Raw genomic sequence first — 9,386 nt, 5'->3', positions numbered from 1 at the left:
AATGGAACTAAAATTAAAAGGATTTTTTAACAAAGCGGCCTAATAAAATTAGTCACAAAATTACTAGGAAGTCCAAAATGACATTTTTGCAACTCTTTTAAAACACCTAAGTTAGGTTCGCGGCTTCCCGAATATTTAATTCTATGAAGGTACTTTTCCTTGTCTATAGTTGTTTTTTTACTTCAGTATTGTATTTGTTTTACTCATCCACAATTAAGAACTTCGGTTCAAGATTATAGTTGAAATTTAAGATATTAAAACCTCGACGAAGGATTAGAATTCCTCTTGTATGATTTTCGATTTGTCTATGCCCAATTCTTTGAGTTGTTTTAAAACCGCATCCATCATTGGAGGCGGACCACACAAGTAAAAAAGACTGTTTTCGTTCTGAATTTGCGCTTTAATCAAGTCTTTAGTTATATAACCATGTTCGTAACCTTCCTTCTGTTCATCTGAAAGCACATTGACAAAATTGTCACCCAATAACTGATTAAATAATTCTTTTTCAATAATATCATCAGCGGTTTTATTGGCAAAAAGAAGCTTGTTATGGCCCATTTTGTTTTGTTTTTCAAGGTCTCTTAAAATGGAGATAAACGGGGTGACGCCGGCTCCTCCCGCAATAAAAACACCTTCCCCTTGATATTTGATCGCGCCAAATACATCACCAAGGGAAAGCGAATCATTCTGTCTTAGTTTGCCAATCTGCTCGGTAACTCCGTCGTGTTCAGGATAAATTTTAATATGAAATTCTAGATAATCATCCTGGGGAAGAGACGTAAAGGTAAACGGTCTTAACTCTTCTTTCCATTCAGGTTTATTCAACGAAACATCAACGGCTTGCCCTGGTAAAAAAGAAAGATCTTTTGGTTTTTGGGTTCTAAGCTGTACAACATCGTGGGTTGCGTTTTTCTTGGATAATATTTTTACCTGTTTCATGATATAGTTGTTTTATATGGTTTTCAACTAGTTTGTAAACAAAAGTTTACTTTTTTCGTTTAGTCATATTCAATAGGGAATTGGCTAAATCTTTACCGTTTCCTAAAATGCTCACTGCCACGCTTCCAGTATTCGGGATATTATTCATTATTAACTCTAGGTTAGAAAAGGTCTTTTTTATATGTTCTTCATTTAATTTGTCTACCGTTAATTCCTCGATTACGGTAATATGAGGCTCAAAACAAGGCATTCCATTGGAGAATAACTGATGTTTATAACCAACCTTAACCGATTTTTTATTCTTGAATAATGTACGACTATCCATCTCTTCTTTCCAAGGGGAAATCTGGACCGACAATTCTTTTTTTGATTCTGCGTCAGCATATCCTTTTTCGTAACTCTGTCTTAAGTCCTCATTTCTTTCGGTGAGAATACTTTCCAGCTTTTTATTGTATTCTGAATTGATCTGACTTACATTTTCATGTTGCTTGGCAATATTCTTTTCTGTCCGGTTTTTATTTTTAACATAAATAATTATCAATATGATAATCCATAGCAACGAGCTTATGAGTAGGGTGAGTAGAATCTCTTTGTTCATTCGTGTGTTTCTTTGCAGGTTATCACCAACGGTCTAGATTGAGACATGTTGCAATGCGAATATGCCTTGTAAACTAAGACTTAGGGGTTGATGAAGTTACTTCTTTTGTTTGAAAACTACGTGTTATTTGTGAAAGCGATTTACAACTACTTGCTGTAGCTTTAACTTTTTTGAGGTATGGTCACCATAAGCTCTGTACCTTCTGTACAACTTAACTCATAGTTCACCGCCTTGCCATTAGAATTTTTTCCGTTAGATTTTAAAACTAAAAAATTAAAAGGAGCTTTTATGTTCATGAGATTAAACGGCTCTACGGCTGCTGTTGCTTGAAATATAGGAAAATAATTATGATCTGTTTTTTCTATTTTCAACCTGTAGCTCGCAATTTCTTTTTTCTCTTTGTCGATTATAGCGAGTAAGATTTCTTTCTCTCTGCTTTTCGATTTTACATAAGAAAACTCATAAGTGTATTCGGGAAGGTTAAGTTTATACGGATTCGTTTTTACAAACTTTAATTCTAAGGAGTCTTTACGCTCGGCATTAAAATAATGGACTTGCCTTCTTTTTGTGTCAATGATCCATGCTTCTGTAGAATCTTTGCCTTCATTTAGACGCAAGGAATAGGAGTAATCTTCAGAATTAAACAAATAGGTATTTTCTTTATGCTTAGCGGAGGTTGTAGAAACTTCGCTTTTTATGAGTCTATCAAACGAATACGTTTGTCCAAAACACGTATTAAAAAGAATCAGAAATAACAGACTTAGAATTGCTCTTTTCATAGCTTATTTACAAGAATTTATGACAAAATAAAAGTACACTTTTAATGCCAAACCTTACAGAATAATAAGATTTTTTGTTTTTGCAAGGTTTCAGTAATGTTAGAGAAAAAATGCAAAAGCTTAGTGCTGAAAACTAATTGACTTTCTAGTTATCGATAATTGAATTTTTATTCAATTATCAGACTTTTCTCAATTAGTTCAAACCCCTTTTTGTTTTCAGAGTTATCGTCGTCTGCTTCTTGTTTAACAACCCCAAATGTTTTATTTGCTTTATTAAAAACATGAATTACGCCACTGTGTTTTAAATTGAGAATAGTCACAGAGAAATCTGTCGAAATAGATTTTATACTATTATACTTACTTTCGTAAGGTGAAGCAAAGGTTAAATCTGAATTTTCAAAAGGAGTACTCTTTTTTAACTCTCCTATAATAAGAGATCTCCAATCGTTAAGTTCTACCTCATTGTTTAACCAAGTTATGGTCAATAAACCACTAGAATTTAATCCCTCTTTTTCTATGGCTAAATAATATCCTTCATTTTCAAAATTCTCCTCATCTGTAATTTTCCAGTCAGTAGGGGAGATTAGTGAAACTCCATCATGTTCAAATTTGGTTTCTATGGGTTCATTGCAAGAGGTTAACGCAAAAAGCATTAAAGTTAAAGAGAGGATCATTTTCATTTTTAGGGGGCTATTAATTTTAAGGCTGCAAAAATAGTCCTTTAATAAAACCTACCGCAAGATGAAAACATTTTTTTGTTTCCGTAAAGTAAAATTAATTACTCCTAAGCATTAGAAAAAGCAGAGTTTACAACAACAAAAAAAAGCCCTTTAAACAAAAAATTTAAAGGACTTTTGATTTACTAAAAATTAGCATTTATAGCTTAATGTGGAAGATGTTTTCTTAAGATTCCGTAAAGAAAAGTTCCGGCAAGGGCTCCAAAAATAACGATAAAAATAGAACCATAACCTGCACCTGCGAGAACGTACATAGGTCCTGGGCAAGCGCCTGCCAATGCCCAACCAAGTCCAAAAATAATACCGCCAATAAGGTAGCGAGCTATGCCTTTTTTCTTAGGTTGTAAGCTCATTTCGCTTCCGTCTAAGGGTTTTATGTTTTTGCGTTTTATAAGTTGAACGCCTATAACGCCTAAAGCTAAGGCCGAGCCTATGATGCCGTACATATGAAAGCTTCCAAACTGGAACATTTCATAAATCCGAAACCAAGAAGCGGCTTCAGATTTAAACATCACAATTCCGAAGAAAATACCAATGACTAAATAAGTGAAATATTTCATGTGCTAAAAGATTAAAGGGAAAATTAAATGAATCATGACCAAGCCGCCTATAAAAAAACCGATGACGGCAATTAAAGAGGGGAGTTGCAGGTTACTCAATCCAGAGATGGCGTGACCCGAGGTACAACCACCGGCATAACGGGCTCCAAAACCTACCATTAACCCACCTAATAAAAGGATGATGATGGTAAAAGGATTTGATAATGCTGCGGTAGAAAACAGTTCTGTAGGTAAATAGCTTTCACCAGCACTTTCAATTTGATAGTCGGTGGCGAGTTGCTGAGCAACTTCGGGGTTAATTTCTACGATATTGTCGCTCATGTAGTTAGAGGCGATAAAACCACCAATCACCGCTCCTGCGACAAGCATCAAATTCCAGCGTTCTGCTTTCCAATCAAATTTGAAAAAGTCGGCTGCTTTTCCTGCTCCCATCGCCGAACATGCCGTACGAAGGTTGGAAGACATCCCAAATTGCTTTCCTGCGAGCAATAAAATAAACATGGTAAAAGCAATAAGCGGTCCCGCAACATACCAAGGCCAAGGATCATATATCCAATTCATATCGATAATTTTTGAGCAAAGATGCTGTTTTTGTAAAGTGATATCGGTAACAAACGTTACAATAAGTCCGATTATTTTTTATTAGTTTAGAGAAAAATACATTAGTGTCCGATTACAACATTAAAGATTTCTGTTGATTCAAATATAAAAGACGTTCAGCGATTTTTTATGAAGTGACTGCTTGCTATTAAGTTTACCATTGAAATTTAAAAATTAATACGTACGCTTCATCGATTTAATCTAATGAGCAGGCTATTAAGATCAAGTCTTAGGTTTTATATCTTAGTCGGACACGACTAATAAAAATAGAAAAATGACACGTACCAAAAAATTAAACTTGATTTCTGTATTACTTGCCATCACCGCTATCGTAATGATTGTATTGGGGGTTGTTGCTCAAATTCCAGCACCCGCCGTTACAGGGATAGGTTTTCTGTTAGTCGTCTGGGCAATTCAAGTGATTAAGTAAGGAAGTGTTTTTTTCTAAATTTTGTTAAAAAAAGCTTTTAAAGCGATTGAGTAACAAAAGTTACAAAGCTCACGGCTTAATTGTTATATGTTTGGAGCATCGTGAAAACACAAACTTACATAGCGGCAGCACTTATCTTCATCTTCTCGGCAAAGTTTATGGCCTTAGAAGCGGGGGGATTGAATTTGCTTTTCAGCGGAAGTGATATCACTTTTGTGAATCCGCATTGTAAGAAAGAAAACTTTCCGAAGCAAGGCCAAAAGAAAGCTCAATTTTCTGAAGCAGATCAAATCACTTCTCAGGTGATTGCCTTAAACAGTTTTTGTACCTCACAATTTCAGTTCGATTTGTTTTCTTGGGAAACCAATACGGTAGAACCCATCACGATTTTCAACGATTACTTTACTTCAAGATTCAATTATCTACACCTAGATAATACCTCTCCGCCACCCCGGATCGCTTAAGAATAATGATAAAATTTTAAGTCGGTGCTACCGTAATGGTTTCTTTTCCAAACGCATGTAAAAAGGAGTAATTACGGATAGACACCGCACAAAATCAACTCTTAATTTTTACATGAGTTCTCATGGCGACACGTATTTCAGTAAACGCTAGATCGGTCCAACTTTTAAGAATATTCGTTAGTGGTATATTTCTCGTAGCAGGTTTTAACCACTTGCTTCAGGTAGAAAAGACAGCACAACGCATAGAAAAAGCTAATTTTAAAGGGATTGCCCATCTTTTTGGAGATCCCCAATGGCTGGTGATTCTTTCGGGAATGGTGATGCTTAGTGCAGGTTTTCTTTTTCTTATGGGCTACAAAACCAAATGGGCAGCCCTCATTTTGATAGGCGTTTTAATTCCCATTACCTTAACCATTCAGGTAGGACAAATCACGACATTAGGACCACTTTTTAAAAATATTGCCATCTTAGGCGGACTTTTATTCTTTGTTTTAAACGACACCAGAAAATCTGTGAACCCAGATGAATATGAACCTTAGCGGATAGCTTTCCGTAAAGCGGAAAAAACAGGATACTTTTTAAACACAAACTAAAATCATCTAAAACCATAAAAATGAAAACATATATTTTAAGCGCCCTCTTTTTAATGCTGAATTTATTCAGCACGGCTAACTTAAAGGCGCAACAACATCTAAATGATAAAAATAATTATGTGGTACTCACTAAAAAGATACCACAATTACAACCTATAATTCTTACTGCGGAATCGCTTAAAGCGGAAGAAGGCGATGATTTTGGCGATTTTCAAGTGATTATTTGCGGAAAGGAAATAGGGGATATCACCGATACGCATAAAATGAAGAAATTTATAAGAAAAGCGGAGGAAGCCGGAGTACACTTAGTAGCTTGCGGTTTTTCGCTGAACAAATTTAAAATTGATACCACAAAGGTACCAGAAGAAATGAAGGTCGTAGAAAACGGCATTTTGTATAATTTTCAGCTTCAAAAAAAGGGCTATAAAAGTTTAAGTTTATAATGATGAACCTATTTAACACCACAATTTTAGCAAGGCTTAGCCTTTTAGGAATATTAATAGCCACCGTTTCTTGTAAAAATGAAACTTCAAAAGATATGGCTAAAAATTCCGAAACGAAAGATACCTTGAGTATTACCATCCTTCAAACGGCAGATATTCACGGGCAATTAGATACGCATCCAGAACTTTTTTGGGAAGACGAAGAAGTGGTCTTTAAAAATCGAGGCGGACTAGCAAATATTAAGACTCTTTTTGACCAAGAGCGTGAAAAAAATCCCAACCGTACCATTATTGTAGATGGGGGTGACCTGATTCAAGGAAGTGGATATGCAGCTTTATCTGAAGGAAAAGTGATGCCAGACGTTATTAAGAATATGGGATTTGATGTTATTATTCCAGGAAATTGGGAGGTAGTGTACGGGAAAGACAATATGATGGAGGTAATGAAAGGCTATGATACGCCCATTATCGCACAAAATATGCACCACGACGAAAGCAAAGAGCCTTTGTTTCCTGCGCACTGGGTGAAAGAGATTGAAGGAGTTCGCATTGGTTTTGTAGGGATTAATGATCCCGCTGTTCCGGTAAGACAAAATCCTATTTTTAGTAAAGGAATAGGCTTTAGTGGCCTTGATGATGATTTGAAAAAGATGGTGGACGATATTAAAGTGAAAGAAAAAATAGATGTGCTTTTTTTAGTGACACATATTGGAATTTTTAAACAAGTAGAATTGGCTAATAATCCGATTGCCGAAAATGTAGATTATGTATTGGGTAATGATACGCACGAAAGGGTACGCGAATTGATACAAGGAAAGTACGCTAAGGTATCTGAACCGGGTGCATTTGGTTCTTTCGTGGGGAAATTAACCTTACATTTGGTAGATGGAAAATTAGTAGGAGACGATTATGAACTCATCGATGTAGATCCTATCAAATATCCTGCAGATAAAGAATTGCAAGCGCTAGTAGATAGAGAAAAAGCACCTTATAAAGAGTATCTAGAAACGGTGGTAGGCTATACCAATACGCCAATATATCGTTATTTAACCGTAGAAAATCCTATGGATAATATGATTACCGATGCTGCACGTTGGAAAACCGGAGCAGATATTTCAATTTCTAATGGCTTCCGTTTTGGGAATCCTATAGTTCCCAAAGATGGTAAACCAGAACCTATTACCCGTGCTAACTTGTGGAATTTACTTCCAGTAAACGAAAAAGTGAAAACAGGAAAAGCGACTGGAAAACAGATTAAGGATTGGTTAGAAGGTGAAATGCATAATGCTTTTGCTGAAAATGCCACCGAAAGATTTGGCGGTTGGTTGGTGCGTTTCTCTGGAATGAAAGTGAATTTTAATTCTCAAAATCAAAAAGGAGAGCGTATTTCTAGCATTATCGTGAAAGGAGAGCCTATGCAAGATGATGAATATTATACCATTTCTGCTTGTGTGAGACCGGGAGATCCTATCGATAATTTGTGTAGAATGCCTAATGTAGAAGATGTAGAAGTGAAAGACTATACCATTCACGAAGTGGTAGAAGAATATTTAGAAAAGAAATCGCCAGTATCTCCTACTTTAGAGGGAAGAGCTTACTGTGAATATCTTGGAAAGTACTCTTTCTCTACCGTACCGGGAACCGAATATAAATTTCAATAAAAATTAATTATGAAAGAGAATAAAAAAGATAGCGCTAAGAAAACCTGGATTCAGTACGGAATTTTTGCAGCCATCGCTGTGGTGCTCTACGCTACAGGATTACATACCGAAGTAATTGGTTTCGCTCAACGCGGAATTCTAGCTACTGGTTTAATGAATCCTGATGTAAAAGAAATGACCGTAGCAGAAAACACCGGAAGCGATGAGGTGGCAGCAGTTGATGCCAATAAAACGAAAGCAGATTTCAATTTTGATTTGATTGATAGAGATGGAAATACCGTCTCTTTAAAGGAATTGAAAGGTAAAGTCATCTTTATGAACTTGTGGGCCACTTGGTGTCCGCCTTGTGTGGCAGAAATGCCTAGCATTGATGAGCTGCACGAAGAAATGGGAGATGAGGTTGCTTTTGTGATGCTTTCTTTAGATGATGATTTTGAAAAAGCCAAGGCATTTGACAAGCGTAAAGAATATGATCTGCCCATTTATACGGCAGCAAACGGAGTTCCTAGAATGTATCATTCTTCTGCTATTCCTACCACTTATGTGATCGATACCAAAGGAAATTTGGTGATGACACATAATGGAATGGCCGATTATAGCCACCCCGATTTTAAGGAGTTTTTAAATAGTTTGAAGTAAAAAAGAAACTTTGCGGAAGTGTAACGGTAAAAAAAACCTTGTCACAATGAACAGCGTCGAAATGTCTATGCTGAATGGAATCGAAATGTTTTATAGTTAGATTTCTCGACTCCCCGCCAGAATGAATTCTTTCGGGCTGGCGCTCGAAATGACATTTTAGTATGTTTTGAAAGAGTTTCTCTCTTATCGGAAGAAAAAATAGAAACAAAACAAAGAGTAGATTTGATGAATCTGCTCTTTGTTTTTTTAAATCAAAAACTTCAGAAAAAAAATATGAAAATTTTCTTCTTGCAGGGCACAAATTAAATGTTCTATATTTAGCCCATTATGGAATTATCTAACCAAGTAGTTTTACGTCCTAGGTTTCGCCTAGAGCTAAATGAAGATCCCGAAAAGCTACTAGTTGCTTTTAAGTCGGCTGGAAAGAGTAGTGAAAGCTTTGTGACCAGTAGGGTAGACGATCATGTGTTTATACGATTTCCGAAAGAAAAACAGCATTTCTGGTCGCCACAATTACACTTAGAAATCTATAAAATTGAAGATCAACCTACCGTTTTAAAAGGACTTTACGGACCAAGTCCTACGGTATGGACATTGTTTATGTTCTTGCACTTTGTCGTAGGAAGCCTTTTTATAGGTGCAAGTATATGGGTGTACACCAATATTAGACTAGAGAGACCCAGTACTTGGCCTATCCTAGCAATGGGAACACTTTTTGTGCTTTGGTTTGTGCTATATTTCTCTGGTCGCTTGGGTAGAAAGGTTGGTAAAGAAGAGATGCGAAGCTTGCAGCATTTTATGTATGAGGTGTTAATACCAAATTAAACAGATAATGTAACCATTAAATCGTTTCTTTTATGCTTACTTTTCATTAAAAATTATCACCGTAACAAAGGCTATGCTAATAATTTTTAACTTCAATCAAGCAAAAAATAATTCAATT

At 35.9% G+C, this 9,386-nt stretch carries 13 protein-coding genes; 7 read left to right on the top strand and 6 right to left on the bottom strand.

What is annotated here, in order from left to right; genetic code table 11:
* Positions 1-273 precede the first annotated feature (273 nt).
* The 6 genes from RBU60_RS08615 to RBU60_RS08590 all read right to left on the bottom strand — a co-directional run bounded on the left by RBU60_RS08615 (position 274) and on the right by RBU60_RS08590 (position 4,174).
* Entirely contained in the window at positions 274-939 is a 666-nt protein-coding gene (locus RBU60_RS08615) for an FAD-binding oxidoreductase (RefSeq protein ID WP_308864440.1), read from the bottom strand.
* A 46-nt stretch (positions 940-985) separates the two neighbouring features.
* Positions 986-1,537: a hypothetical protein gene (locus tag RBU60_RS08610; RefSeq protein ID WP_308864439.1), complete on the bottom strand. Its 552-nt coding sequence runs from the start codon at positions 1,535-1,537 to the stop codon at positions 986-988.
* Positions 1,538-1,698: 161 nt separating this feature from the next.
* Complete coding sequence (locus RBU60_RS08605) at positions 1,699-2,316, bottom strand: hypothetical protein (RefSeq protein WP_308864438.1); 618 nt, start codon at positions 2,314-2,316, stop codon at positions 1,699-1,701.
* 167 nt (positions 2,317-2,483) lie between these two features.
* Entirely contained in the window at positions 2,484-2,996 is a 513-nt protein-coding gene (locus RBU60_RS08600) for a hypothetical protein (RefSeq protein WP_308864436.1), read from the bottom strand.
* Positions 2,997-3,199: 203 nt separating this feature from the next.
* Positions 3,200-3,613, bottom strand: a complete 414-nt coding sequence (locus RBU60_RS08595; protein ID WP_308864435.1) for a DUF6691 family protein — start codon at positions 3,611-3,613, stop codon at positions 3,200-3,202.
* Between the two features lie 3 nt (positions 3,614-3,616).
* Positions 3,617-4,174, bottom strand: coding sequence for a YeeE/YedE family protein (locus RBU60_RS08590; RefSeq protein WP_308864434.1), 558 nt, complete (start codon positions 4,172-4,174; stop codon positions 3,617-3,619).
* 313 nt (positions 4,175-4,487) lie between these two features.
* Here RBU60_RS08590 and RBU60_RS08585 point away from each other — a divergent pair, with 313 nt between their 5' ends.
* From RBU60_RS08585 to RBU60_RS08555, 7 genes are all read left to right on the top strand, one after another.
* Positions 4,488-4,643, top strand: coding sequence for a hypothetical protein (locus RBU60_RS08585; protein ID WP_308864433.1), 156 nt, complete (start codon positions 4,488-4,490; stop codon positions 4,641-4,643).
* A 101-nt stretch (positions 4,644-4,744) separates the two neighbouring features.
* Positions 4,745-5,107: a hypothetical protein gene (locus RBU60_RS08580; protein ID WP_308864431.1), complete on the top strand. Its 363-nt coding sequence runs from the start codon at positions 4,745-4,747 to the stop codon at positions 5,105-5,107.
* A 122-nt stretch (positions 5,108-5,229) separates the two neighbouring features.
* Positions 5,230-5,646 carry a DoxX family protein gene (locus RBU60_RS08575; protein WP_308864430.1) on the top strand — a complete coding sequence of 139 codons (417 nt, stop codon included), beginning with the start codon at positions 5,230-5,232 and terminating at the stop codon, positions 5,644-5,646.
* Positions 5,647-5,720: 74 nt separating this feature from the next.
* Positions 5,721-6,143: a DsrE family protein gene (locus tag RBU60_RS08570; protein ID WP_308864429.1), complete on the top strand. Its 423-nt coding sequence runs from the start codon at positions 5,721-5,723 to the stop codon at positions 6,141-6,143.
* A 2-nt stretch (positions 6,144-6,145) separates the two neighbouring features.
* Complete coding sequence (locus tag RBU60_RS08565) at positions 6,146-7,804, top strand: bifunctional metallophosphatase/5'-nucleotidase (protein WP_308864441.1); 1,659 nt, start codon at positions 6,146-6,148, stop codon at positions 7,802-7,804.
* A 9-nt stretch (positions 7,805-7,813) separates the two neighbouring features.
* Positions 7,814-8,443, top strand: a complete 630-nt coding sequence (locus RBU60_RS08560; RefSeq protein WP_308864428.1) for a TlpA family protein disulfide reductase — start codon at positions 7,814-7,816, stop codon at positions 8,441-8,443.
* A gap of 327 nt (positions 8,444-8,770) precedes the next feature.
* Complete coding sequence (locus tag RBU60_RS08555) at positions 8,771-9,268, top strand: GTP-binding protein (protein WP_308864427.1); 498 nt, start codon at positions 8,771-8,773, stop codon at positions 9,266-9,268.
* Positions 9,269-9,386: the final 118 nt, after the last annotated feature.

This window comes from Mesonia profundi (assembly GCF_031085155.1).
GTDB lineage: Bacteria > Bacteroidota > Bacteroidia > Flavobacteriales > Flavobacteriaceae > Mesonia > Mesonia profundi.
The sequence above is the reverse complement of the archived record's forward strand: the minus strand, read 5'-3'. Positions and strand labels throughout refer to the sequence as shown.